22 protein-coding genes and 1 pseudogene are annotated in these 24487 nt (G+C 68.8%); 12 read left to right on the top strand and 11 right to left on the bottom strand.

The window, feature by feature from the left end; translation table 11 throughout:
• Positions 1-8 precede the first annotated feature (8 nt).
• Positions 9-1298: a thymidine phosphorylase gene (locus BR47_RS0123685; RefSeq protein WP_081831379.1), complete on the top strand. Its 1290-nt coding sequence runs from the start codon at positions 9-11 to the stop codon at positions 1296-1298.
• Here BR47_RS0123685 and BR47_RS33290 read toward each other — a convergent pair.
• Positions 1295-2728 carry a hypothetical protein gene (locus BR47_RS33290; protein ID WP_051634963.1) on the bottom strand — a complete coding sequence of 478 codons (1434 nt, stop codon included), beginning with the start codon at positions 2726-2728 and terminating at the stop codon, positions 1295-1297. The genes BR47_RS0123685 and BR47_RS33290 overlap by 4 nt on opposite strands.
• Here BR47_RS33290 and BR47_RS0123675 point away from each other — a divergent pair.
• The 3 genes from BR47_RS0123675 (at position 2715) to BR47_RS0123665 (ending at position 5461) form a co-directional block, all read left to right on the top strand.
• On the top strand, positions 2715-3158 hold the full coding sequence (locus BR47_RS0123675) for a hypothetical protein (RefSeq protein ID WP_029120997.1): 444 nt from the start codon (positions 2715-2717) through the stop codon (positions 3156-3158). The two genes, BR47_RS33290 and BR47_RS0123675, sit on opposite strands and share 14 nt — an antisense overlap.
• Positions 3159-3525: 367 nt before the next feature.
• The gene (locus BR47_RS0123670) at positions 3526-4347 is read left to right on the top strand and encodes a dienelactone hydrolase family protein (protein ID WP_029105530.1); all 822 of its coding nucleotides are present in this window, start codon (positions 3526-3528) and stop codon (positions 4345-4347) included.
• Positions 4348-4375: 28 nt separating this feature from the next.
• A complete protein-coding gene (locus BR47_RS0123665) occupies positions 4376-5461 on the top strand; it encodes an adenosine deaminase (RefSeq protein WP_020102806.1) in 1086 nt (361 codons plus the stop codon).
• On the opposite strand, the gene BR47_RS0123660 is transcribed toward BR47_RS0123665, so the two are convergent.
• From BR47_RS0123660 to BR47_RS0123630, 7 genes are all read right to left on the bottom strand, one after another.
• A complete protein-coding gene (locus BR47_RS0123660) occupies positions 5440-8397 on the bottom strand; it encodes an MMPL/RND family transporter (protein ID WP_029120996.1) in 2958 nt (985 codons plus the stop codon). The genes BR47_RS0123665 and BR47_RS0123660 overlap by 22 nt on opposite strands.
• Positions 8394-8870: an MmpS family transport accessory protein gene (locus tag BR47_RS0123655; RefSeq protein WP_231506762.1), complete on the bottom strand. Its 477-nt coding sequence runs from the start codon at positions 8868-8870 to the stop codon at positions 8394-8396. Before BR47_RS0123655 ends, BR47_RS0123660 begins: the two co-directional genes overlap by 4 nt.
• 193 nt (positions 8871-9063) lie before the next feature.
• Positions 9064-9903, bottom strand: a complete 840-nt coding sequence (locus BR47_RS0123650) for an alpha/beta fold hydrolase (RefSeq protein WP_051634962.1) — start codon at positions 9901-9903, stop codon at positions 9064-9066.
• Positions 9904-9948: 45 nt separating this feature from the next.
• Complete coding sequence (satS, locus tag BR47_RS0123645; protein WP_020102810.1) at positions 9949-11232, bottom strand: protein export chaperone SatS; 1284 nt, start codon at positions 11230-11232, stop codon at positions 9949-9951.
• Positions 11233-11242: 10 nt separating this feature from the next.
• Positions 11243-11431, bottom strand: a complete 189-nt coding sequence (locus BR47_RS0123640) for a hypothetical protein (RefSeq protein ID WP_020102811.1) — start codon at positions 11429-11431, stop codon at positions 11243-11245.
• Positions 11428-12531, bottom strand: coding sequence for a C40 family peptidase (locus BR47_RS0123635; protein ID WP_090562939.1), 1104 nt, complete (start codon positions 12529-12531; stop codon positions 11428-11430). The genes BR47_RS0123640 and BR47_RS0123635 overlap by 4 nt, the downstream gene beginning before the upstream one ends.
• Positions 12525-12830, bottom strand: a complete 306-nt coding sequence (locus BR47_RS0123630) for a type VII secretion target (protein WP_177127423.1) — start codon at positions 12828-12830, stop codon at positions 12525-12527. Before BR47_RS0123630 ends, BR47_RS0123635 begins: the two co-directional genes overlap by 7 nt.
• A 50-nt stretch (positions 12831-12880) precedes the next feature.
• Between BR47_RS0123630 and upp the strand changes: the two genes are divergently transcribed.
• Positions 12881-13504, top strand: coding sequence for a uracil phosphoribosyltransferase (gene upp, locus BR47_RS0123625; RefSeq protein WP_029120991.1), 624 nt, complete (start codon positions 12881-12883; stop codon positions 13502-13504).
• A 67-nt stretch (positions 13505-13571) separates the two neighbouring features.
• Here upp and BR47_RS0123620 read toward each other — a convergent pair.
• Positions 13572-15068 (bottom strand): annotated as a pseudogene (locus BR47_RS0123620) (phospho-sugar mutase); the annotation flags it as partial.
• A gap of 8 nt (positions 15069-15076) precedes the next feature.
• Entirely contained in the window at positions 15077-15937 is an 861-nt protein-coding gene (locus tag BR47_RS0123615) for a purine-nucleoside phosphorylase (RefSeq protein ID WP_177127426.1), read from the bottom strand.
• 1 nt (position 15938) lies between these two features.
• On the opposite strand from BR47_RS0123615, the gene BR47_RS0123610 reads away from it, so the two are divergent.
• The 3 genes from BR47_RS0123610 (at position 15939) to BR47_RS0123600 (ending at position 19431) form a co-directional block, all read left to right on the top strand.
• Positions 15939-17150: a M20 family metallopeptidase gene (locus tag BR47_RS0123610; RefSeq protein WP_036427700.1), complete on the top strand. Its 1212-nt coding sequence runs from the start codon at positions 15939-15941 to the stop codon at positions 17148-17150.
• Positions 17147-18316 carry a M20 family metallopeptidase gene (locus BR47_RS0123605; RefSeq protein WP_020102818.1) on the top strand — a complete coding sequence of 390 codons (1170 nt, stop codon included), beginning with the start codon at positions 17147-17149 and terminating at the stop codon, positions 18314-18316. Before BR47_RS0123610 ends, BR47_RS0123605 begins: the two co-directional genes overlap by 4 nt.
• Positions 18317-18543: 227 nt before the next feature.
• Entirely contained in the window at positions 18544-19431 is an 888-nt protein-coding gene (locus tag BR47_RS0123600; RefSeq protein ID WP_029120987.1) for a type IV toxin-antitoxin system AbiEi family antitoxin, read from the top strand.
• A 60-nt stretch (positions 19432-19491) separates the two neighbouring features.
• Here the strand turns inward: BR47_RS0123600 and BR47_RS0123595 are convergent, their stop codons facing one another.
• On the bottom strand, positions 19492-19959 hold the full coding sequence (locus BR47_RS0123595; RefSeq protein ID WP_029105535.1) for a gamma-glutamylcyclotransferase family protein: 468 nt from the start codon (positions 19957-19959) through the stop codon (positions 19492-19494).
• A gap of 60 nt (positions 19960-20019) precedes the next feature.
• On the opposite strand from BR47_RS0123595, the gene BR47_RS0123590 reads away from it, so the two are divergent.
• The 4 genes from BR47_RS0123590 to BR47_RS31255 all read left to right on the top strand — a co-directional run.
• On the top strand, positions 20020-21435 hold the full coding sequence (locus BR47_RS0123590) for an NAD(P)H-quinone dehydrogenase (protein WP_029120986.1): 1416 nt from the start codon (positions 20020-20022) through the stop codon (positions 21433-21435).
• A gap of 73 nt (positions 21436-21508) precedes the next feature.
• Complete coding sequence (locus tag BR47_RS0123585; RefSeq protein WP_029120985.1) at positions 21509-23254, top strand: glycerol-3-phosphate dehydrogenase/oxidase; 1746 nt, start codon at positions 21509-21511, stop codon at positions 23252-23254.
• 2 nt (positions 23255-23256) lie between these two features.
• Positions 23257-24105: a pseudouridine synthase gene (locus tag BR47_RS0123580; protein WP_029120984.1), complete on the top strand. Its 849-nt coding sequence runs from the start codon at positions 23257-23259 to the stop codon at positions 24103-24105.
• A gap of 160 nt (positions 24106-24265) precedes the next feature.
• On the top strand, positions 24266-24487 hold a 222-nt coding region (locus BR47_RS31255; protein WP_029118606.1), incomplete at its 3' end, for a transposase family protein.

Raw genomic sequence — 24487 nt, 5'->3', positions numbered from 1 at the left:
TCTCAGCGATGCCGTTCGATGCCCCGACAGTCATTCGCACCAAACGCGACGGCGGTGTGCTGTCCGACGCCGCGATCGACTGGGTGATCGACGGCTACACCCACGGACGCGTCGCCGACGCGCAGATGTCGGCCTTGTTGATGGCGATCTTCCTGCGCGGCATGACGCCGGCCGAGATCGCCCGCTGGACGGCGGCCATGGTCGGCTCGGGGGAGCGCTTCGATTTCACCGACCTGCGGCGCGACGGCCGGCCGCTCGCGCTGGTGGACAAGCACTCCACCGGTGGCGTCGGCGACAAGATCACCATCCCGCTGGTGCCCGTCGTCCTGGCCTGTGGCGGCGCCGTCCCACAGGCCGCGGGCCGGGGCCTCGGACACACGGGCGGCACGTTGGACAAGCTGGAAGCGATTCCCGGCTTCACCGCCGAGCTGTCGAAAGACCGTATCCACCAACAGCTTTCCGGTATCGGGGCGGCGGTCTTCGCGGCCGGGGACCTGGCGCCGGCCGACCGCAAGATCTACGCCCTGCGCGACGTCACCGGCACGACGGAATCGCTTCCGCTCATCGCCAGCTCGATCATGAGCAAGAAACTGGCCGAGGGCGCGCGCTCGCTGGTGCTGGACGTCAAGGTCGGTCGCGGCGCGTTTCTCAAGACCGAGGCCGAGTCGCGCGAGCTGGCGCGCACCATGGTCGACCTCGGCACCGCGTACGGCGTTCCGACCCGCGCACTGCTCACGGACATGGACCGGCCGCTGGGCCGCGCCGTCGGCAACGCGATCGAGGTGGCCGAGTCGCTGGAGGTGCTGGCCGGCGGCGGACCCGACGACGTCGTCGAGCTGACCATCGCCCTGGCGCGCGAGATGCTCGACGTGGCCGGCCTCGACGGCGTCGACCCCGCGCAGACCCTGACCGACGGCACCGCGATGGACTGCTTCCGGCAACTGATCGCCGCGCAGGGCGGCGATCCCGAGGCGCCCCTGCCGATGGGGACGCACACCGAGACGGTCGTGGCGTCGCGAAGCGGGGTGATGGGCGACGTCGACGCCATGGCGGTGGCGATGGCGGTGTGGCGGCTCGGGGCGGGACGGGCCCAGCCCGGAGACCCGGTGCAGGCCGGGGCGGGGCTGTACGTCCACCGGCGCAGCGGCGAGCCTGTCACCGCCGGCGAGACCCTGTTCACGCTGTACACCGAGACCCCCGAGCGGCTGCCGTCGGCTCTCGCGGAACTCGACGGTGGCTGGACCATCAGTGACGGCCAGCCACCGTCGAGGCCGCTGGTGATCGACCGGATCAGCTAGCTCTGGATGCCCGGCTGACCGTTCTGGCCCGGGGTGCCGGCGACGCCCGGAGTGCCCTTGGGAGCGGCGCCGCCCGTTCCCGAGGCCCCGCCGGTGCCGGCCCCGCCGGCGGTGGCGCCATTGGATCCGTTGCCGCCGTTGCCACCGGTACCGCCGTTTCCGCCATTGCCACCGTCGCCGGCGATGGATCCGCCGGTGCCACCGTTTCCGCCGATTCCGCCCGTGCCGCCGCTGCCCGCGCTCTGGCCGGCGCCGGAGTTGCCGGAACCGGAGTCGGCATTGCCGCCGTTACCGCCCATGCCGCCGTTGCCGTACTTGCCGCCGTTACCGCCGCTGCCGCCCTTGCCGCCGGCGGAGCCGGTACCGGTGCCGTTGTAGCTGTAGCCGTTGCCGCCCTTACCGCCGCTGCCGTTGCCCTTCAGGACATTCGTGGCGCCGTTCACGCCGGCGGTTCCCCGGTTGCCGGCGAGGCCGGCGCCGAATCCCTCCCAGCCGAAGGCGCCGCCGGCGCCGTTCAGTCCGGCCGAGCCGCCGTCGCCGCCCTTGCCGCCGTCCTTGGTGGCCGAAGTACCGTTCGCGCCGTCCGCACCGTTCGCGGCAAGGCCGGCGTTGCCGCCCTTGCCGCCGTTGCCTCCGTTGCCATTGCGGCCGTAGGCGGCCGACGAGTTGCCGCCCCAGCCGCCTGCGCCACCGGCGCCGCCATTGCTGCCGTCACCGCCCTTGCCGCCGTTGCCACTGGCAGCGGTCGCCGCGGCGCCGCCGGCCGCACCGGCTCCGGCGTTGCCGCCGTTGCCGCCGTTGCCGCCGCTCGAGATGTAGCTGTTGAATCCGGCGCTACCACCGTGGCCGCCCGCCCCACCGTCGCCGCCCTTCGTGGCGTTGCCACCGTTGGCGTCGGCGTCGGTACCGCCACCCACCCCGGCAGCGCCTGCGGTGCCGGCGGCCCCGTTGCCGCCGTGGCCGCCATTGCCTGCCGTGCTCAACCAGGCCCATTGGCCGGTGTTGCCACCGTCGCCGCCGGCGCCGCCCTTGCCGCCCGGAGCTGTCGCGGACGCGCCGTTGCCGCCGTGTCCGCCGTTGCCCCAGAACACACCGCCATTGCCACCGCGGCCGCCGTTGGCGCCGGCGGTCACGGCGTTGCTGCCGTTGCCGCCGTGGCCGATGAGCTGTGCGCTGGCGCCTCTGCCGCCGCCAAAACCGTTGCCGCCGTTGCCGATCAGGCCGCTACGCCCGCCATTGCAGATGGTGAGGCACGTGGCAGCGGTGTAGCTGAATCCGTTGCCGAGCAGGATGCCCGCATTGGGATGGTCGGCGGTGCCGTTGCTGACGAAGAATGCGAACACGCGGCCGCCCTCGATGCCGATGGTGTGGGCGGAGTTGCGCAGGTCGCGGCCGATCGAGTTGAGCAACCCGGTGGTGATCGCGATCATCGGCGCCAACGGATTCGGTGCCGTGTTCGGCGTGGCCGCCAGGGACACCGGAATGGTCGTCCCGATCTTCGCGGTCGCGCTTGCGGGCTGGGCCGAGAACACGGCGGCCACTGCGGCGGCTGCGGCCGGCCGCGGTGAAGTCGCCGCGGCCGGAGAGTCGGCAGCTGCGGGCGATACGGCCGAAGCCTTTGCCGGAGAATGGGTCTCGGCCTTCGATACGGCTTTGGTCTTCGGTGTGGACGACGTCGGCCGGCTGGGTGTGGTCGACGATGCGCTGCGGGGCTGTCGCGCGGATGCTGCGGGGGAGTTGGCTTTTGCGGGCGAGTTCTTGTTCGCCTGGGTCCGCTTGTTGGGCTTGGGCTTCGACGACCCGGCGTGGTCGGTGCCCGAGTCCGTCTTGGTGCCCGATTCGGTCTTACCCGTGCCCTGACCGGACGGGGCGGAGGACGATGAGTGGCCGCCGCTGTCACCGCTGCCGGTCTGTGCGGATGCAACGGCGGTGGGCGCCAGCAGAGCTGCGCCGATGCCGACTGCCGCGGCGCTCGCGCTCAACCAGCCTGATACCGGCAGTTTCCGGGCTTCGCTCTGCTTCCGGTGCCTACCTGCCATGGATTCCCCCTCAGTTGTGTAAATCGCGGATGTCGGCTGATTGATCAGCCCGGCTAAATTTACGCACAGGTAACCCACAGAAATAGACATACCCGTAAATTTCTTCGATTGGCCAGGTCGTGGCCGATTCGCGGTGGGCGAAAAGTCATCCATGGCTCTGGTGGGGGTCCACGGCTAGGGTCATGCCCATGGCTGACGATGACCTCCGCGACTTCGAGCGCACCGAGTTCACCCACGACGGCACGACCCGCACGGTCTTTCGGAAGGGCACCGGCCCGGCCGTCATCGTGATCGCCGAGATACCCGGCATCACGCCCAAGGTTCTCGACTTCGCCCGCAAGGTCGCCGACCTGGGTTGTACCGCCGTGCTGCCGCACCTTTTCGGCATCCCGGGCCTGGACCCCAACGCCAGCAATCTGGCGGCGCTCAAGGGCATGGCGTCCGTCGTCCCGTCGTGCATCAGCAAGGAATTCACCATCCTCGCGACCGGCAAGACGTCGCCGGTTGTCGACTGGCTGCGGGCCCTGGCCCGTGCCGAACACGAGCGCTGCGGTGGCCCCGGCGTCGGCGCCATCGGAATGTGCTTCACCGGCGGCTACGCCCTGGCGATGGCCACCGACGACGTCATCCTGGCGCCGGTGCTGTCCCAGCCGTCGATGCCCCTGGGCCTGACCGCCAAACAGCGCCGCAACATCGACATCTCGCCGGCCGACCTGGAGGTCGTCAAAGGCCGCTGCGCCCGCGGGCTCAACGTCATCGGCATGCGGTTCAAGAGCGACAAGCTGGTTCCCGCAGAGCGTTTCGACTTCCTGCGCGAGCAGCTGGGTGACGCCTTCATCGCCGTCGAACTCGAGGACGCCGACGCCAACCCGGATGCCCGGCTCCCACCGCACTCGGTGGTCACCGAGCACCTGATCGACGAGCCGGGCCAGGCCACCCGGGCGGCGCTGGACCAGGTGCTGGATCTGTTCCGGACGCGCCTGCTGCTGGCGGACGAGCCGGCGGGCTAAAAGCGACGATCCGGCGCAAGATGGACGGATGACCACCCTGACGCTGGATCAGATCAAGCAGGCACCGAAAGCGCTGTTGCACGATCACCTCGACGGCGGGCTCCGTCCCGCCACGGTGGTGGAGCTGGCCGAACAGAGCGGCTACGGCGACCTGCCCACCATGGATGTCGACGAGCTCGCGAAGTGGTTCCGCACCCAGGCGCACAGCGGATCGCTCGTCCGGTATCTGGAGCCGTTCGCGCACACCGTCGGCGTCATGCAGACCACCGATGCGCTGTACCGCGTCGCGTACGAATGCGTCGAGGATCTGGCCGCCGACAACGTCGTCTACGCCGAGGTGCGGTTCGCACCCGAACTGCACATCGACGGCGGCCTGGTGCTGGACGAGGTCGTGGACGCGGTGCTGGCCGGGTTCGCGGACGGCGAGAAGGCGGCGGCCGCGGCCGGGCAGGTGACGACGGTCCGCTGTCTGGTCACCGCCATGCGGCACGCCGCCCGGTCTCGCGAGATCGCCGAGTTGGCCATCCGGTTCCGCGACCGGGGTGTGGTCGGCTTCGACATCGCCGGTGCCGAGGCCGGTTACCCTCCGACCCGCCACCTCGATGCCTTCGAATACATGCGGGGCAACAACGCGCGGTTCACGATTCACGCCGGTGAGGCCTTCGGCCTGCCGTCCATCCACGAGGCCATCGCGTTCTGCGGCGCTGATCGGCTGGGCCACGGCGTCCGCATCGTCGACGACATCGAGGAGGGGCCGGACGGCACCTTCCACTTGGGTCGGGTGGCGAACATCGTGCGGGACAAGCGAATTCCGCTGGAGATGTGCCCGAGCAGCAACGTGCAGACCGGCGCCGCGGCCAGCATCGCCGAGCATCCGTTCGACCAGCTGGCGCGGCTCCGCTTCCGTGTCACCGTGAACACCGACAACCGCCTGATGAGCGACACCACCATGACGCAGGAGATGGCGCTCCTCGTGAACGAGTTCGGCTACGGCTGGACCGACCTGCAGCGGTTCACCATCAACGCCATGAAGTCGGCCTTCATCCCGTTCGACGAGCGACTGGCGATCATCGACGACGTCATCAAACCGCGCTACGCCGTGCTGGTCGGGTAGCTGTCGGTCGGGGCGTCGTCGACGAATCCGGAGCGCCCGGCCGCGCCCGCCGACACCGTCTCCTGCTGGGCGGGCTGCTGGAACGCCTTCGGCACGAACTTCTCGGTGTTGTACTTGCCGCGCGGGTGCACCACCTGCGGCCACCAGAACCAGCGGCCGAGCAGCACCGCGATCGACGGCATCAGCAGCGACCGCACGATGAAGGTGTCGATCAGCAGACCGATCGCGATGGTCGAACCCATCTGCGCCAGCACGATCAGCTTGCTGGCCATCATGCCGGCCATGGTGGCCGCGAACACCAGTCCGGCCGAGGTGACGACACCGCCGGTGCCGGCCATGGACCGGATGATGCCGGTCTTGAGGCCGGCGTGGATCTCGTCCTGGAACCGGGAGACCAACAGCAGGTTGTAGTCCGAGCCGACCGCCAACAGGATGATGACCGACATCAGCATGACCAGCCACTGCACCTGAATCCCGAACAGGTCCTGCCACAGCAGCACCGAGATGCCGAACGACGCGGCGATGGAACTGCCCGCGGTGCCGACGATCGTCAGCGCCGCGACGGCGCTGCGGGTCAGGATCAGCATGATCATGAAGATCAGCGTCAGTGAGGAGATGACGGCGATCATCAAGTCGTAGCGGGCGCCGTCGGCCATGTCCTTGTAGGTCGCCGCGACGCCGCCAAGGTAGATCTTGGCGTCCGACAGGGACGACATCTTCAAGGCGTCCTGGGCGGCCTTGCGTTCGGACTCGACACGGTTGATCCCGTCGACCGTCGCTGGGTCGGTCTGGTGCGTGATGAACATGCGCGCCGACTTGCCGTCCGGCGACATGAACATCTTCAGGCCGCGCTCGAAGTCCGGGTTCTGGAAGGCCTCGGGCGGCAGGTAGAACAGGTCGTCGTTCTTGGCGCCGTCGAAGGCGGCACCCATCGACAGCGCGGTGTCGTTCATGGCCTGCATCTGGTCGATGAGGGCCTTCTGCGAGTTGTACGACGCCAGCGACAGGTCCCGGCTGGTCTTCATCGACGCGATGGTCTGGGGGAGCAGTGCCGTCAGCTTCGGTGCCAGGTCGGCCAGCTTGTCGGTGTTGACCTGGACGTCGCCGGTCCGGTCGGTCAACTCATCGATGCCGTCCAGGGAATCGAACACCGACCGCATCGCCGCGCACATCGGGATGTCGAAGCAGTGCGGTTCCCAGTAGAAGTAGTTACGCATCGGCCGGAACTGGTCATCGAAGTTGGCGATGTTGTTCCGCATCTCCTCGGTGACCTCGAGGAGTGCCTGCGACTTACGGGCCGAGTCCTGCGTCAGCTTGGTCTGCTCGAGCGACAGCGCGTACTGCTTCTCCAGGATGCTGATCGACACGTTGGTGGCGTCGACCATCCGGAGCTGGTCCTCCAGTTGCTTGCGCTGGAACGGCAGGTTCATGTTGCTGGTCTGGCCCGAGACGCTCGTCTGGAACGGAATCGAACTGTGCTGAATGGGGATACCCAGCGGCCGGGTGATGCTCTGCACCATCGCGATGCCGTCGGTGTGCATCACGTTGCTCGCGATCTTGTTGAGCACCAGCATGTCGGCCGGATTGCGCATGTCGTGGGTGGACTCGACCATCAGGATGTCCGGGTTCATGCGGGCCTGCGTGAAGTGCCGGTCGGCGGCGGCGAAGCCGACGTTCACCGGGGCGTCCTCGGGCAGGTAGTAGCGGTCGTTGTAGGCCGGTTTGTAGCCGGGGATGGCGACGATGCCGACGAGCACGACGAACAGGCTGGCCACCAGAATCGGTGCGGGCCAACGCACCACGGCCGTCCCGATGCGGCGCCAGAAGCGGCTCTGGGGCGGCCGCTTGGACTCGTACATCCCGACGCGGCTGCCGAGGTACAGGACGGCCGGGCCCAGCGTCACCGAGATCGCGACGACGACGAGCATGCCGATCGCGACCGGTGCGCCCATCGTCGTGAAGTACGGCAGGCGGCAGAAACTCAGGCAGTACGTCGCGCCGGCGATGGTCAGGCCGGAACCCACGATCACGGGGGCGACGGACTTGAATGTCGCGTAGTACGAGTCGTCCCGGTCCAGGCCGATGCCGCGGTCTTCGCGATACCGCCCGAAGATGAAGATGCCGTAGTCGGTGGCCGCGGCGATGGCCAGCATCGTCAGGATGTTGCCTGCGAAGGTCGTCAGCCCGAACACGTCGTGGGTGGCGAGGACCGACACCACGCCGCGCGCGGTCAGCAGCGCCAGGAACGTCAGGAACAGCTGGACGAGGGTGGTCCGGACCGAGCGGTAGACCACCAGCAGCATGCCCGCGATCGCGGCGAGGGTGATCAGCGTGATCATGATCAGGCTCGCGTTGCCGATGACGTGCATGTCGTCGGTCAGCGCGGCGGGACCGGCGACGTGCGCCTGGACTCCCGGCGGCGCCTTGGTCTCCTCGATGACCTTGCGGACGGCGTCGACGCCCTCGTTGGCGAGCGTCATGCCCTGCTCACCGGCGAGGTTGATCATCACGTACGACGCCTTGCCGTCGGCGCTCTGCGCACCGGCCGCGGTCAGCGTGTCACCCCAGAAATCCTGGATGTGCTGGATGTGCTCGGGGTCCTGCTGGAGCTTGCGAATGATCTCGTCGTAGTACTTGTGGGCGTCCGGACCCAGAGGTTCCTTGCCCTCGACGACGATCATGATCGTGCTGTTGGAGTTGAACTCCTTGAAGTTGGCGCCCATCAACTTCATCGCGTGCATAGACGGGGCGTCCTCGGGGGCCATCGGTGCGGCGTGCAGCTCGCCGACGACCTCCAGCGGCGGCGCGATGACGTTCACCAGGACGGCGATCGCGAGCCAGAACAGGATGATCGGCACCGACAGGATGCGCAGGGCGTGAGCGAACTTCGGCCGTTTTTCGGCCGGCTTGTGCTGTGTCTCGAGTGTGTCGGTCATGCGGACTTCACCAGGCAGTAGGTCTGGGCGTTGACGCCATCTGCGGACTGCTCCTCGCGGACGGTGCCGTTCACCGTGACGCGGCAGCCGATGTGGTCGCTGCTCTGCTCACTGGCGCTGCGCGCCATCAGGTTCGCGCTGACGGTCGGCAGCGTGGTGGACAGCGTGATGGACCACGGCAGTGCGGCGCTCACCGAGTGCACGTTGGCGTCGGGATCGAAGTAGCTGATGTCGGCCGAGGTCCCGGGCGGCCCATAGACCTCGTACACCAGGACCTTGGGGTTGAACTGGACGATCTCGATGCCCGCGCCGGCATGCGCGTTGAGGTTCTCGGACCCGAACTTCGTGTGCAGGCGGGACACCACGAGGCCCGACACCGCCAATACGGCGGCCAGCACAAGCGGTATCCAGACCTTCTTCAGCAGGCCCTTCGGCGCCTGCTTCCCTTGTCGCCCAGTCGACTCTGACCGCACCCGACCACCTTCCGCTCAACGCGCGCTGACCGAAACCCCGACGATCAAGCTTGCTGCCCTCGTGCCCTTGCCGGGCGGCTCCGCTCACTCAGCGGATTCTTGGGAAATTCTTACGCCTTGCTAACTAATTTTGCAACGCGGCGAAGTTGTGTGTCGGCTGTGAGCGCGGGCGGTGCCCGGGTGACTTGGGGTTTCAGTCAGATAGAACGGCCCGCAGCGCGTCGGCGAATTCGGCGGGCGCACTCATGAACCCGCCGTGATCGCCCGGGAAGATGACGGGTTCGACGCCCAGCAGGGCGCACAGCGCCACCGAGGTGCCGTGGGTGATGAGATGCGCGGAATCGGCGCCGATGCCCACCACGATCCGGCTGGCCTTCAATGCCTCGTGATCAGGCACATACGTTGTGGTGCACAGCAATTCGTGGTTGAAGAAGCGGGACAGGTCGGCGAGTTGCTTGGCCATCTCGTCGGACGCGGGCGGCGGCCCCTGCGGTACCGGCGCTCCGTCGTCGGGCTCGTCGAAGCCCGCCGTCGCCATGAACTTGGCCATGGCCGCGCCGGGCCCGTCGCTGTGGAACGTGGCGATGATGTCGTTCGTCGCCGCGCGCTGCTTCGCGGCTTCCGAGGCGGGCAACAACTCCAGCAGCGGTGGCTCGTGCGCGACCAGCGTCCGCACCCAGCCCGGGTACTTGGCGGCCAGCGCCAGGCCGGTGACCGCGCCGCCGCTGGAACCGAACACGTCCGCTGGACCGGCGCCGAGATCCTCGAGGATCGCGGCGACGTCGTCGGCCCGCAGTTCGGGCGTCGAGTCCTGCGCGGGATCGTCGATGGGGCTGGCGCCGAGCCCGCGCGGGTCGTACGTCACGACGGTGTGGTCGACGGCCAGGGCGTCGGCCACCGCGGCGAACTCGGATGCCGTCATGGGCGAACCGATGACGGCGAGCACCGGCCCGCTGCCGCGAACTTCGTACTGCAGGGTGGCGCCGGGAACGGCGAGGTTTCGGACGATGGGCTGGGCGCTGGTCTGGGGCATGCCAGTGCAGACCCGACCGGCGGCCCTAACTCATCGCAGCGCGCGTCATTCCTGACGCAGGCGCGACTCGACGAAACGCTCCAGCGTCTCCCACTGGGCGACGGCCTCGGCGTACGGCTTCGACGGGGCGCCGACGGTCTCGGGCTCCAGCACGTGCCCGACGAACTTGCCCAGCGGCTGGCTGGTGGTCAGGTACTTGTCGGCGGTGCCGTCCTCGGCGTAGTCGCAGACGTCGCGGACGAACTCGACCGCCAGGTCCAGCTGCTCGCGGTCGACGGCCTCGGGGCCGTCGGCGATGTCGTCGGACAGACCACTGAGCACGTAGACGTTGTCCTCGGTGACGCGGATCTGCAGCGAGCCGTCGGTGGCCGCGGTGCGGATGTCGCTGTACGCCTCGAAGCTGGACAGGTCGCTCTCGTGCTCGTCGGCCAGGTAGCGGGCCAGCGTGCGCTCCGAGCTGAAGACGGTGACGCGGCCGTTGCGGCCGAGGAACCGCGGCTGGTCGTTGTAGTAGCAGCGCAGCGTGTAGAGCGTGCCGCCGTTGGTCATGATGCGGATCGGGTCGATGCCGACGCGCTCCCAGAAGTCCTCGTCACTGCCGAGCAGCTGACGCTCGGCCTGCGCGGTGAGGGCCGCCTCCTCGGAGTCGGTGTCCACCTCGTCTTCGATCACGACGTCGTCGGCGCCGGTCTCGTCGACCTCGTCGAGTTCGTCTTCCTCGGGCTCGGGCGCGGGCTCGTCGAGCTCGGCCTGGGCCTTCTCGGCGGCCTTGGCGTCGACCTCGGGGGTGGTCACCAGGGCGTCGATGGCGTCCAGCACGTGGTCCCAGCTGCGGCCGACGGCGGCCTCGATGTCGGCCCAGCGCTTACGGCCGGCCCGGCCGGAGTAGGCCTCGGCGCCGCCGCCGAGCGTCGACAGCACGGGGTTGCCGTTGAAGAACTTCGCGACCGCGATCAGGTCGCAGACCGAGCCGAGCGCGCCGACGACCTGAAGCGTCCGCCGCAGTGCGGTGACGGACTCCTCGGTGGGCTTCTCGGCGACCAGCTCGGGCACGCCGACCAGGTCGTGCAGGTGGCTCTCGTCGGGGTTCAGGCGGTGGGCGTTGGCCTCGCCGAGCGCCTTCCACTTGGGGTGGTCGGCGAGGTCGTTGTCGTTGTTGGTCCGCACGAAAGCGGCCAGGTCAGCGACGGATTCGAACGCGTAGAGGTCGTCCCCGTGGCCGAGGAACGCTTCCCACTCGTCGTCGGAATCGCGCCACAGCGGCGCCCACAGGGTGTACAGATCGCCATTGGTCAACCCGAGCCGAACCGGCACGATGTCAGCAGCCATGCGGCACAGCCTATCGACGTGTGGGTTCGGCCACGCTGGGGGCATCTTGTCGATGCAGATCGTCGCGCAGGTGGCGGAGGACGGCGCCGGCGGCTTCGGCGTCGTGGCCCGGCGTCGACAGCTCCGCGGCGGCGCGCTTCAGTACCGCGAGCGCCGCGCGGGCACGGGCCATCGCGTCGTCGTAGTCGGCAGCGGTCATGCCGTCGGGCGGAAGAAGCCGTGGAAACCCTGATTCAGGTTGGTCGTTCGGATCGGGGACAGCTGCACCGGATCGCCTGCTTCCACCATGAGGCCGTTCCCGACGATCATCGCGACGTGGCCATCCCAGACCGCCAGGTCACCCGGGCGCAGCGAGCCGCGGTCCACGGCGGCGCCGACGTCCTGCTCCTGCGCCAGCCGCGGCAGGTCGAGTCCGGCCTCGCGATACGCCCACTGCGTCAGGCCGCTGCAGTCCAGCCCCACGCCGGGCGTCGTGCCACCCCACACGTACGGCACGCCGAGTTGGGTGAGGGCGTGCCGCACCGCGTCGGCCGCGACTTTGTTGGGTGCGGTGGCGGTGCTGCCGTCGGGCAGCGTGACGGCTTCACCGACACCGAATTTCTCGGGGTCGGGTGGCCGGCGGTGGTTTCGTGCGCCGAGCGCGGTCTGGGCGGCGTGCGCTGCGGGAGTGGCGAGTGCGCCGAGTCCGCTGCCCCAACCGGCGCCCTGTCCCGACGACGTGCCGAGGCTCGGCACGTTCATGCCCGGCCCGGCCCCTGATCCGCTTGCCTCCCAAGGTGACCCGTGACTCGGGGGTACAGGGGCGCTCGTCGTCGCGGTGATCTGCTCGGCCTGAGCGGCGAGCTCGGTGTGCAGCTCGTCGACGACGGTGATGGCCTCATCGAGGGCACGGCCGGCTTCGTCGATGAGCGCGGCGGCGTCGGCCGGGGATTCGAGGGTGGCTTCCAGTTCGGTGGCCCTGGCCTCGAAGTTCCGCAGGATGATGTCGAGTCGTTCGCGAGCCCGGGTCACGGCGGCTGCGGCCAGCTCCGTGTGCGTGCTCAGCTGACCGGCCGACAGCGCCATCGCCACGATGGCGGTGACCGCCGCGCTCGCGAACTGGCCCGCGCTGCCTGCTGCCGCGCCGGTCCACTGGCCCTGGGCCTGCTGCCACGTACTGTCTGCGCCGGCCGCGACGCCGTCGAGACCGGACTGCACCGCGCGCAGGGCTTCGGCCGGATCGGGGCCGGCTGGACCGACCAACGCCCGCACCTCCCGGATCGGGGCCGCCAGTGCGGCGGCCAGCGAGCCCGTCACCACCAGGTTCCGATCCGGCCGCCGACGCTCTGGTCGGCGTCGATGAAGTTGTCCGCGGTGGCAGTGGCCGTTGCGGCGCCGGTGTCGAGATGGGCGCTGAGGCGATACGCCAACTGGGCGTGCTGGTGCGTCGCCTGTGCCAGGGCTGCGGCAAAGGCTTCGCCCACGGGCCCGAACACGTTGAACTGTCGCGCGATGGCGGTCAGGTCCGCGGCGTGCGCGGCCAGCTCGGTGCTGTGACCGCGGTAGTCCGCGGACAGGCTGTGCAGGGCTGACGGGTCCACGGTCAGGTTTCGGATCATGTGGATAAGACGGCCGCCGCGCCCGTTCGGTTCCATTAATGTTGGCGCCCATGGATGTCCGGGTCGTCGATCACCCACTGGCCGCGGCGCGGCTGACCACACTGCGCGACGAGCGCACCGACAATGCCGGATTCCGGGCCGCATTGCGCGATCTGACGCTGATGTTGGTCTACGAGGCCACGCGCGCGCTGGCGAGCGAAGAGCTGCCGGTGCAGACCCCGGTCGCGACGTGCACCGGTTCGCGGCTGTCGAACCCGCCGTTGTTGGTCCCGGTGCTGCGGGCCGGTCTGGGCATGGTCGACCAGGCGCACGCGCTGATTCCGGAGGCTCAGGTCGGCTTCGTCGGCATGGCCCGTGACGAGACGACGCACCAGCCGACGCCGTATCTGGAGTCCCTGCCGGCGGATCTCAGTGGCCGGCCGGTGATGGTGCTCGACCCGATGCTGGCCACCGGTGGGTCGCTGGCGTACACCCTGCAGCTCCTGGTCGACCGCGGCGCCGACGACATCACCGCAGTATGCGTGGTGTGTGCGCCGGAGGGAATTGCGTTGGTGGAGAAGGCGGTTCCGTCGCTGAAGTTGTTCACCGCCACAATCGACGCTTCGCTGAACGACGATGCCTACATCGTGCCGGGCCTGGGTGATGCGGGGGATCGGCAGTTCGGTCCACGCTGACGGTGACGTTTGGCGTGTCAGGCTTCGGCGTGTCGTCTTGTCTTGCAACACTTGCGGTCTGGAGCTGTCAGGCCGGGCCGAGCAGGTCAGCCACGGCGGCCCGGATTCTTGCGAGTTCTGATTCGGCGACGGCCCGCGAGGCAGCCAGATCGGCAGTCGGCGGCTTGCCGACTTCGATGTAACACTTGATCTTCGGCTCGGTTCCCGACGGGCGCACCGCCACCCGCAGGCCGTCGCCGGTGAAGATCAGGGCGTCGGTGCGCCGCTGGCCGCGGAGTTGAGCCAGGTCCTCGAGACGGACCGGCACACCCGCGATCTGAGTCGGTGGCTCGGCGCGCAGGCGCACCATCACCGCGTCGGCATCGGTGTGTACCGAGACCGCGCCGGTGACGTGGACGCCGAATTTCGCGGCCAGCGCGTCCAGCCGATCCTGCACCGTCTCGCCTTGATCGCGCAGTGCCACAACCAGATCGCAGACCAGCACGGCCGCACTGATGCCGTCCTTGTCGCGCACGGCGTCGGGGTCGACGCAGTGCCCGATGGCCTCTTCGTAGGCGTACCGCAGCGTGGCACCGGGGATGTCGTTGTCGGCGCGGGCGAGCCATTTGAAGCCGGTCAGGGTTTCGACGTGGTGGGCCCCGTACGCGGCGGCGATCTTCGCGAGCAGCTGCGACGAGACGAGTGAGCTGGCGACCACCGTCTCCTTGGCTTCGTCGGGAGCCAGGTTCGACAACAGGTAATCGCCCAGTAGCCAACCGCTTTCGTTGCCGGACAGCATGCGCCAGCCTTGTGTGGTCGGGATTCCGACGGCGCAGCGGTCCGCGTCGGGATCGAGGGCGATGGCGACCTCGGCGTCGTTCTCCGCGGCCAGCGCCAGTAGCAGGTCGGTGGCGCCGGGTTCCTCAGGGTTGGGGAACGCGACGGTGGGGAAGTCCGGGTCAGGGTCGAACTGTGTTGCGACCGTGTGGATATCGGTGATGCCGGCGCGGTTCAACACGTCGACCGCCAGCGCGCCGCCGACGCCGTGCAGGGCCGTCAACGCCAGCCGGACGTTGCCGCGGGTCCGGCGTAGCGACCCGGCCCGTCGCGCGTACTGCTCGATGAGGGATTCGTCGGTGGGCGTGACGGGCTGCCGGGCGATCTCGGCCGGCGCCTGGCGCATCGCCGTTTCGATGTCGCGGTCGGTGGGCGGGACGATCTGGATTCCGCCGTCGAAGTACACCTTGTAGCCATTGTCGGCCGGTGGATTGTGCGACGCGGTGATCTGTACGCCGGCAACAGCATTGAGCTGCCGCACCGCATATGCCACGACCGGGGTGGGCGCCGGATGGGGGAGCAGGACGACGGAAAACCCCTCGGCGGCAAAGATTTCCGCCGTCGCCGTCGCGAATTCGTCGGAGTGGTGCCGCGCGTCGCGACCGACGACAACCGTCGACCCGCCCAGGCAACAGTCCTTGAGCACCTTCGCCACGGCCCACGTCGCGCGGCTGACGGTGGTGACGTTCATGGCGTCGAGGCCCTCACGCATGGGGCCGCGCAGGCCTGCGGTGCCGAAGGTCAGGGGTGTGCCGGTCACAACCGCGCCAGCACCTCGCCCAGCAGCGTCCCCATCCGGGTCGCTGACTGGCGTCCGGCCTCCAGGACCTCGGCGTGGCTCAGCGGCTCACCGGTCATCCCGGCCGCCAGGTTGGTCACCATCGAGATGCCCAGCACCTCGGCGCCGCCGGCGCGGGCCGCGATGGTCTCGTGCACCGTCGACATGCCGACCAGATCGGCGCCCAGGGTCCGCAGCATCCGGATCTCGGCGGGCGTCTCGTAGTGCGGGCCGGGCAGCCCGGCGTACACGCCTTCGGTCAGCGACGGGTCGACCGCGCGGGCCAGCGCGCGCAGCCGCGGTGAGTAGGCGTCGACCAGGTCGACGAACTGCGCCCCCACCAGTGGCGACCGCGCCGTCAGGTTCAGGTGGTCGCTGATCAGGACCGGCTGGCCCACCGAGTACTCCGCGCGCAGGCCGCCGGCGGCGTTGGTCAGCACCACGGTGCTCGCGCCGGCCGCGATGGCGGTGCGCACCGGGTGGACGACATGCCGCAGGTCGTGGCCCTCGTAGGCGTGGATGCGGCCCAGCAGGACCAGCACATTGCGGCCGCCGACCTGCAGCGCGAGTACCTGGCCGCCATGACCCGACGCGGTGGGTGGGGTGAATCCGGGCAGGTCACCCATCGCGATGGAGGCTGTCGGCTCGCCCAGGACCGCGGCGGCCGGCGCCCAGCCGGAACCGAGGATGACAGCCACATCGAAGCCGGCGATGCCGGTGCGGTCACGGATGCCGGTGGCGGCCGCAGTGGCGGCGGAGTCAGGGGTGGCCTGCGGATCGGTCACGGCGTCCACCTTAGTTGCCGACCGCGGCCGAACGGGCCGGTGCGATACTTCCATGATGCTCACGGGAGACGCGCTGCAGACGGTCACCGATGCCGTCGCGCGTCACCGTGCCGATCTGATCGAGCTGTCGCACTCGATCCACGCCGAACCGGAACTGGCTTTCGCGGAGCACCGGAGCTGCGCCAAGACCCAGGCGCTCGCGGCCGAGCGCGGCTTTCACGTCACCCGGGCCGCTGGTGGTCTGGACACCGCATTTCGTGCCGACTACGGCAGCGGCGAGCTGGTGATCGGCATCTGTGCCGAGTACGACGCGCTGCCCGGCATCGGACATGCGTGTGGCCACAACATCATTGCCGCGTCGGCGGTCGGCACCGCCCTGGCACTGGCCGAGGTCGCCGACGAGATCGGCATCACCGTGGCGTTGATCGGCACGCCCGCCGAAGAGGCCGGCGGCGGCAAAGCGTTGCTGCTGAACGCCGGCGTGTTCGACGACGTCGCGGCATCGGTGATGCTGCACCCCGGGCCGGTCGACATCGCGGGCGCGCGGTCCCTGGCGCTGTCGGAGGTGTTGGTGGCCTACCGCGGACGCGAGTCGCACGCCGCCGTCGCGCCCTACCTGGGCATCAATGCCGCCGATGCGGTGACGGTCGCGCAGGTGGCGATCGGGCTGCTGCGTCAGCAGTTGACGCCGGGCCAGATGGTGCACGGCATCGTCACCGACGGCGGTCAGGCGCCGAATGTGATTCCGGCGCATACGGAATTGCTGTACACGATGCGGGCCACGGACTCGGCGTCGCTCGACGAGCTGGAAGTGCGGATGTTCTCCTGCTTCGCGGCCGGCGCCTTGGCGGCGGGCTGCACGCACGAGGTGACGGAGGTGTCGCCGCGGTACGACGCGCTGACGCCCGATCCGTGGTTGACGACGGTGTTCCGCGCCGAGATGGAGCGTCTCGGCCGTACCCCGCTGCCGACGGACCTGGAAGTGTCTGTGCCGCTTGGGAGTACCGACATGGGTAACGTCACGCAGGTGATGCCGGGTATCCACCCGGTCGTCGGGATCGAGGCCAACGGGGCGTCGATCCACCAGCCGGAGTTCACCGCGGCCGCGGCGGGGCCGAGTGCGGACAAGGCCGTGACCGAGGGTGCGATCATGTTGGCGCGCACCGTCGTTGCGCTGGCGCAGACACCCGACGAGCGGGCCCGGGTATTGCAGAAGATGGCGGACCGGGCAGCGGTTCAGCGACAAGTGAAGGCAGGGCGCGGATGACCCTCTCGGACCACGCCGAGCGCTGGCTGGCCACGAACTACGGTGACCTGGTCGGCTGGCGGCGGCATCTGCACGCCAACCCCGAGTTGGGCCGGCAGGAGTTCGAGACCACCAAGTTCGTCGCGACGCGGCTCGCCGAGGCCGGGTTGAACCCGAAGATTCTGCCCGGCGGCACCGGTCTGACGTGTGACTTCGGCCCCGAGGACCGGCCGCGGATCGCCCTGCGTGCCGACATGGACGCGCTGCCGATGGACGAGCGCACCGGCCTGCCCTTCGCCTCGACGGTCCCCAACGTGGCGCACGCCTGCGGGCACGACGGCCACACCTCGGTCTTGTTGGGCGCCGGGCTGGCGCTGGCGTCCGCGCCGACGCTGCCGGTCGGCGTGCGCCTGGTGTTCCAGGCCGCCGAGGAGCTGATGCCCGGCGGCGCCCTGGACGCGATCTCCGCGGGCGCGCTGGCCGGGGTGTCCAGAATCTTTGCGTTGCACTGTGATCCGCGGCTCGAGGTCGGCAAGGTCGCCACGATTCCGGGGCCCATCACCTCGGCCGCCGATCAGATCGAGATCGCTCTGCACTCGCCGGGTGGGCATACGTCCCGCCCGCACCTCACGGGTGATCTGGTCTACGCGCTCGGCTCGCTGATCACCGGCGTCCCCGGCATCCTGTCGCGCCGCGTCGATCCGCGGCACAGCACCGTCATGGTGTGGGGCGCGGTCAACGCGGGGTTCGCCTCGAACGCCATTCCGCAGACGGGCACCCTGGCCGGCACCATCCGCACCGCCAGCCGGGACGCCTGGGTGGAGATGGAATCGATTGTCCGCGAGATCGTTTCGTCGCTGCTCGAGCCGCTCAACGTGGATCACACGGTGCTGTACCGCCGTGGTGTCCCGCCGGTGGTCAACGAGGAGCTGTCGACGCGGATCATGACCCACGCCATCGAGGCGCTGGGCCCCGATGCGCTTGCCGACACCAAGCAATCCGGTGGCGGCGAAGACTTCTCGTGGTATCTCGAAGAGGTGCCGGGCGCCATGGCGCGCCTGGGCGTGTGGCCCGGCGTCGGCCCGCAACTCGACCTGCACCAGCCCAACTTCGACCTCGACGAACGCGCCCTCGCCGTCGGCGTCCGGGTGCTGGTCAACATCGTCGAGCAGGCCGCTGCCTTTTAGCCGCGAGCGTGCGTGGGTGTCTGCTCATCCCGCGAGCGGCCGTGTTTGTACGGCGACACGCCGTGTTTCGCGTGCATTGAGGGGCCGCTCACCGATGGCGAGCGGCCGCGAACTGCGCACTGATCTGCGCGCCCTCCACGTACCGCGAAATTCCACAGTTCGTGATTTATCCACAGATCACGTGAAGCGTCTTTCGGCAGCCGCCGTCGATACCGACCATCGATGTCGTGAACGCCGACCTACAAGCGCTGCTCGACGGCCAGCATGGGGTAGCCACCAGCGCGCAGATCCTGCAGATGCTGTCCCGCAGGACCTTTGACTCTCATCTCAAAACGGGTGCACTGGAACGTATCTGGCAGGGCATCTACTCACGCGGTGAGCCCGACGATTGGACGCGCTTGCGCGGCCTTGACCTCGCGGCCGGCAAGCCGGTCCCGGTGTGCCTGGGGACGGCGGCGGCGCTCTACGGATTCGACACCGAGAATCCGCAGGATCTGCACGTCCTCAATCCAGTGGGTTCGCACCTTCGGCACGCCGAAGGTCTGGTGATCCATCGCCGCGACGGCGCACCGATGGCGATCGCGCAGGGGAGGCCTGCGACCGCGCCGGCATGGACTGCGATTGAAGTGGCGCGCTCACTGCGAAGGCCGCGCGTACTGGCGACGCTCGATGCTGCTCTGCGTTCCGGTACCTGCGACCGGGTGGAGCTGTCGCGGGCGGTGACCAAGCAGGCCGGACGTCGCGGAATCGTCGTCGTGAGGGAGATGTTGCCAATCGCGGATCCACGCGCCGAGTCGCCGATGGAGAGCGAGGCGCGCCTCGTGATGATCGATGGCGGTCTACCGATGCCTGAGCTGCAGTACGAGGTCATCGACGGCCGGGGAAAGTTGCGTCGGCTGGATTTTGCGTGGCCGCGGTACATGGTCGCCGCCGAGTACGACGGATTGGATTGGCATAGCGGACCGGATGCGATGTTGGCCGACCGCGAGCGCAGCTCGGCACTGATGGACGTCGGATGGACGGCGATCTCGATGGTGTTCGAGGACGTCCGGTATCGCCCGGACGAGTTGGTCGCACGAATCGATGTGCAGTTTGGTCGCGCTCAGGCCGCGTGAGTGGCCTCGAATTGCACGCGAAACACGGTGTGTCGCTGTACAAACACGGCCGCTCGCGGGTTATGGACCGATGTTGCGGGACGGGCGGGTGCGGAGGTGGTGGACGTAGTCCGCGGGGGCGCCGGCGATCTCGGCGGCCTCGGCCATGACGCCGAGGTACCGCGCTGAGGGCAGGCCGCCTTCCCAGGCGTCGACGACGTACAACCAGGCCAGCACGGGCTCGGTCGAGGTGTCCGACGACACCCGGTGCACCCGGCAGCGGATCTTCTTGTGGATCCCCAGCTCGGAGCCTTCCCAGCGGTCCAGGCGTTCCTCGTCCTCGCGGGTCATGTCGTAGAGCACGACGAAGACCTTCGAGAGCGGATCCTCGACCAGCGTCGCCAGCGCGCCCTCCCAGCCGATGTCCGCGCCGGCGAACGTCAGTCGCCAGCCGTGCAGCCACCCCGTGGCCGCCATCGGAGAATGAGGGGCCCGCTGAAGCATCTGCTCCGGATGCATGTTCGATCCGTAAGCGGCGTAGAGCGGCACCCGGCAAGCCTACGGCTTGTTGTCCGGCGACCAACACCCAACTCGGGGTTAGATGTAGCCGTGGCTACCCGCATCGTGATCATCGGCGGCGGTCCCGCCGGATATGAGGCAGCCCTGGTTGCCGCCGGTTACGGCCCGCAGGCAACCGAGGTGACCGTCGTCGACCGTGACGGCATCGGCGGTGCCTGCGTGCTCTGGGACTGCGTGCCGTCCAAGACGTTCATCGCGTCCAGCGGCGTGCGCACCGAGCTGCGTAGGGCCGACGGGCTGGGCTTCGACATCAAGATCGAGGACGCCAAGATCTCGTTGCCGCAGATCAACAACCGTGTCAAGACGCTGGCGCGCAGTCAGTCGGTGGACATCGGCGGGCAGCTGTTGCGGGCCGGCGTCAACGTGGTGGCGGGTTGCGGTGAGCTGGTCGACAGCATTCCGGGAATGGCCCATCACCGGGTCAAGGTCACGACGCCCGACGGCCGAACCGGAGTGCTCAAGGCCGACGTCGTGCTGATCGCGACGGGAGCCAGCCCCCGGGTGCTGCCCAACGCGAAGCCCGACGGCGAACGCATCCTGAACTGGCGTCAGCTGTACGACCTCACCGACCTGCCCGAGCACCTGGTCATCGTGGGTTCCGGTGTCACGGGCGCCGAGTTCTGCAATGCCTACACCGAACTCGGCGTCAAGGTCACGGTCGTGGCCAGCCGCGACCAGATCCTGCCGCACGAGGACTCCGACGCCGCCGCGGTGCTGGAGGAGGTGTTCTCCGAGCGCGGTGTGACGTTGGTCAAGAACGCCCGCGCCGATTCGGTGGTCCGTACCGAAAAGGGCGTCAAGGTGAGCCTGGCCGATGGTCGCGTCGTCGAGGGCAGCCATGCGTTGATGAGCATCGGTTCGGTACCCAACACTTCGGGCCTGGGACTGGAGAAGGTGGGCATCGAGCTCGGGCCCGGTAATTACCTGACCGTCGACCGGGTGTCGCGCACCAAGGCGTCGGGCATCTACGCCGCGGGTGACTGCACCGGCCTGCTGCCGCTGGCCTCGGTGGCCGCCATGCAGGGCCGCATCGCGATGTATCACGCACTGGGTGAAGGGGTTTCGCCGATCAAGCTGCGCACGGTTGCGGCTGCGGTCTTCACTCGCCCGGAAATCGCCGCGGTCGGAGTGCCGCAATCGGCGATCGACGCCGGCACAGTCCCGGCCCGCACCCTGATGCTGCCGCTGAACACCAATGCGCGGGCCAAGATGTCGTTGCTCGAGCACGGTTTCGTGAAGATCTTCTGTCGCCCGGCCACCGGCGTGGTGATCGGCGGCGTGGTGGTCGCGCCGATCGCCTCCGAACTGATCCTGCCGATTGCCCTGGCGGTACAGAACCGGATCTCGGTGACCGATCTGGCGCAGACCTTGTCGGTCTATCCGTCGCTGTCGGGCTCGATCATCGAAACGGCCCGCCGGCTCATGGCTCATGACGATCTGGACTGACGCGCGAACAGGGCCGACCACGTAGGCTCGGTCACGCAAGGTCTACCGACGAGTAACCACGAGGAGTTCCGCAGTGAGTGACCCGATTCCCGGTCCGGGCAATGGGCAGACCCTGCTGAGTCCCGCGCAGCGCGAGACCGCGTGGAATCGGTTGGGCTCCGAGCAGTTCGACGTCATCGTGATCGGCGGCGGTGTCGTCGGTGCCGGTGCGGCGCTCGACGCAGCGACGCGCGGCCTGAAGGTCGCACTGGTCGAGGCGCGCGACTTCGCGTCCGGCACCTCCAGCCGCAGCAGCAAGATGTTCCACGGCGGCCTGCGCTACCTCGAACAACTCGAGTTCGGTCTGGTGCGTGAGGCGCTGTACGAACGCGAACTGTCCCTGACGACGCTGGCGCCGCACCTCGTGAAGCCGTTGCCCTTTCTGTTCCCGCTGACCAAGCGGATCTGGGAGCGTCCCTACATCGCCGCGGGCATCTTCCTGTACGACCAGCTGGGTGGCGCCAAGTCGGTGCCCGCCCAGAAGCACCTGCTCAAGGCCGGCGCGCTGCGGCTGGCACCCGGGCTCAAGCGCAGCTCGCTGATCGGCGCGATCCGCTACTACGACACCGTCGTCGATGACGCGCGGCACACCATGACCGTCGCCCGCACCGCGGCGCACTATGGCGCCGTCGTCCGCACCTCGACGCAGGTCGTGGCACTGCTGCGCGAGGGTGACCGGGTCACGGGCGTCCGGGTCCGCGACTCCGAGACCGGTGCGGTGACGGAGGTGTGCGGCCACGTCGTGGTCAACGCCACCGGCGTGTGGACCGACGAGATCCAGGCCCTGTCGAAGCAGCGCGGCCGGTTCCGGGTCCGCGCCTCCAAGGGCGTGCACATCGTCGTCCCGCGGGACCGCATCGTCAGCGAAGTGGCGATCATCCTGCGCACCGAGAAGTCGGTGCTGTTCGTCATCCCGTGGGGCACACACTGGATCATCGGCACCACCGACACCGACTGGAACCTGGACCTGGCGCACCCGGCGGCGACCAAGGCCGACATCGACTACATCCTCGGGCACGTCAACAAGGTGCTGGCCACCCCGCTCAACCACGACGACATCGACGGCGTCTACGCGGGCCTGCGCCCGCTGCTGGCCGGTGAGAGCGAGGAGACCTCGAAGCTGTCCCGCGAGCATGCGGTCGCGGTGCCGGCTCCGGGCCTGGTGGCCATCGCCGGCGGCAAGTACACCACCTACCGGGTGATGGGTGAGGACGCCATCGACGCGGCCAGTGAGTTCGTGCCGACGCGGGTGGCGCCGTCGATCACCGAGAAGGTGCCGCTGCTGGGCGCCGACGGCTACTTCGCGCTGATCAACCAGACCGAACACGTGGGTCAGCACTACGGTCTGCATCCCTACCGGGTGCGGCACCTGCTGGACCGCTACGGCTCGCTGATCGGGGAGGTGCTGGACATGGCGGCCGACCGGCCCGAGCTGCTGGAGCCCATCACCGAGGCACCGGTGTACCTCAAAGTTGAGGCCTGGTACGCGGCCGCGGCCGAGGGTGCCCTGCACCTCGAGGACATCCTGGCCCGCCGCATGCGGATCTCCATCGAATACCAGCACCGCGGCGTCGACTGTGCCCGTGAGGTCGCGGAAGTCGTTGCGCCGGTGCTGGGTTGGAGTGCCGAAGACATCGACCGCGAGGTCGCGACGTACCTGGCGCGCGTCGAGGCCGAGGTGCTGTCGCAGACGCAGCCCGACGACGAATCGGCCGACGCACTGCGCGCGGCGGCTCCCGAAGCCCGGTCCGAGATTCTCGAGCCGGTGCCGCTCGATTGAGTCTGCCCGTCCGTCCCGGATACGAGGGGATCGGGCCTGCCCGACTACGGGTGCACGGCGGGCCGGTACTGGCTGAGCTGCGGTCCCGGTTCGGCGACGAGGCAGCCGCGAAAGTGCTTGCCGGCGAGGTGCTTTGCGCCGATGGTTCGGTCGTCTCCGACGCGACGGAGCTGCCGGCAGGCGCGTTCATCTACTGGTACCGGGACCTGCCCGACGAGGTCGTCGTCCCGTTCGACGTGCCAGTGCTGTACCGCGACGAGAACATCGTCGTGGTCGACAAGCCGCACTTCCTGGCCACCATGCCGCGCGGTGGGCACGTGGTGCAGACGGCGCTGGTGCGGCTACGACGGGCTTTGGGGCTGTGGGAGCTCTCACCCGCGCATCGGTTGGACCGGCTGACGGCCGGTGTCTTGGTGTTCACCGCCCGACGCGAGGTCCGTGGGGCGTATCAGACGATGTTCGCCTCGGGTGGGGTGTCCAAGACGTATCTGGCGCGGTCGTCGGCCGGGACGCTGGCCGGGCCCGTCGAGCTGCGAAATCGAATTGTGAAGCGGCGCGGTTCTTTACAGGCCGTCATCGAGCCCGGCGACGTCAACGCGGTGACTCTCGTCGAGCCGGTGGGGGATGGTCTGTTCCGGCTGACGCCCGCCACGGGCCGGACCCACCAGCTGCGCGTGCACATGAACTCGCTCGGGTTGCCCATCGACGGTGACCCGTTGTACCCCACGGTGCTTGAGGTTCCTGCCGGTGACTTCTCGACGCCGCTTCAGCTGCTGGCCCATCGGCTGGCGTTCGTCGATCCGGTGACGGGGGCGGAGCGTGAGTTCGTGAGCGGGCGCGAATTTCAGTAGTCCGTCGCCTCTCCCTTGGCATGTTCGATCTGAAGCCGTCAACTTTCCTGGCTCTGTTGACGTATGTGTGGGTGATTTTGGGGTTTGAATAGCCGAACGCCGTTCTCGGTCTAGGTTTCTGGCTTGTCGAAGGTCAGTCACCAATAGAGCGGAGAACGGCGTGCGGGATGCCAGCTTATGGCGGGTCTTGTTGTGCGTCCAGAACACGGTCGTCGAGGACGTCGAGTTCGACGAGATGGCGCAGGTGTTGGTGGCCCATGTCCGGCCGCTGCGCGCCGCGGCGGGGCGGTGTGGCCTGTGCGGTGCGCGGGCCCGCTGGTACGACCAGGGCCGGGGCCGACGACGGTGGCGTTCACTGGATATGGGCACCACTGAGGTGTTC

This window comes from Mycobacterium sp. UNC410CL29Cvi84, assembly GCF_000686745.1.
Classification (GTDB): Bacteria; Actinomycetota; Actinomycetes; order Mycobacteriales; family Mycobacteriaceae; genus Mycobacterium; species Mycobacterium mucogenicum_B.
This window is presented reverse-complemented; position numbering and strand designations above follow the sequence as displayed.

Coding starts and splice junctions, on each gene's coding strand:
- BR47_RS0123660 (WP_029120996.1), bottom strand. CDS start 8,397: ATGACCGACACACTCGAGACACAGCACAAGCCGGCCGAAAAACGGCCG.
- BR47_RS0123685 (WP_081831379.1), top strand. CDS start 9: ATGCCGTTCGATGCCCCGACAGTCATTCGCACCAAACGCGACGGCGGT.
- BR47_RS0123610 (WP_036427700.1), top strand. CDS start 15,939: ATGCTCACGGGAGACGCGCTGCAGACGGTCACCGATGCCGTCGCGCGT.
- upp (WP_029120991.1), top strand. CDS start 12,881: ATGGATGTCCGGGTCGTCGATCACCCACTGGCCGCGGCGCGGCTGACC.
- BR47_RS0123665 (WP_020102806.1), top strand. CDS start 4,376: ATGACCACCCTGACGCTGGATCAGATCAAGCAGGCACCGAAAGCGCTG.
- satS (WP_020102810.1), bottom strand. CDS start 11,232: ATGGCTGCTGACATCGTGCCGGTTCGGCTCGGGTTGACCAATGGCGAT.
- BR47_RS0123605 (WP_020102818.1), top strand. CDS start 17,147: ATGACCCTCTCGGACCACGCCGAGCGCTGGCTGGCCACGAACTACGGT.
- BR47_RS0123670 (WP_029105530.1), top strand. CDS start 3,526: ATGGCTGACGATGACCTCCGCGACTTCGAGCGCACCGAGTTCACCCAC.
- BR47_RS0123650 (WP_051634962.1), bottom strand. CDS start 9,903: ATGCCCCAGACCAGCGCCCAGCCCATCGTCCGAAACCTCGCCGTTCCC.
- BR47_RS0123630 (WP_177127423.1), bottom strand. CDS start 12,830: ATGATCCGAAACCTGACCGTGGACCCGTCAGCCCTGCACAGCCTGTCC.
- BR47_RS33290 (WP_051634963.1), bottom strand. CDS start 2,728: ATGATCGCGATCACCACCGGGTTGCTCAACTCGATCGGCCGCGACCTG.
- BR47_RS0123640 (WP_020102811.1), bottom strand. CDS start 11,431: ATGACCGCTGCCGACTACGACGACGCGATGGCCCGTGCCCGCGCGGCG.
- BR47_RS0123615 (WP_177127426.1), bottom strand. CDS start 15,937: ATGGAAGTATCGCACCGGCCCGTTCGGCCGCGGTCGGCAACTAAGGTG.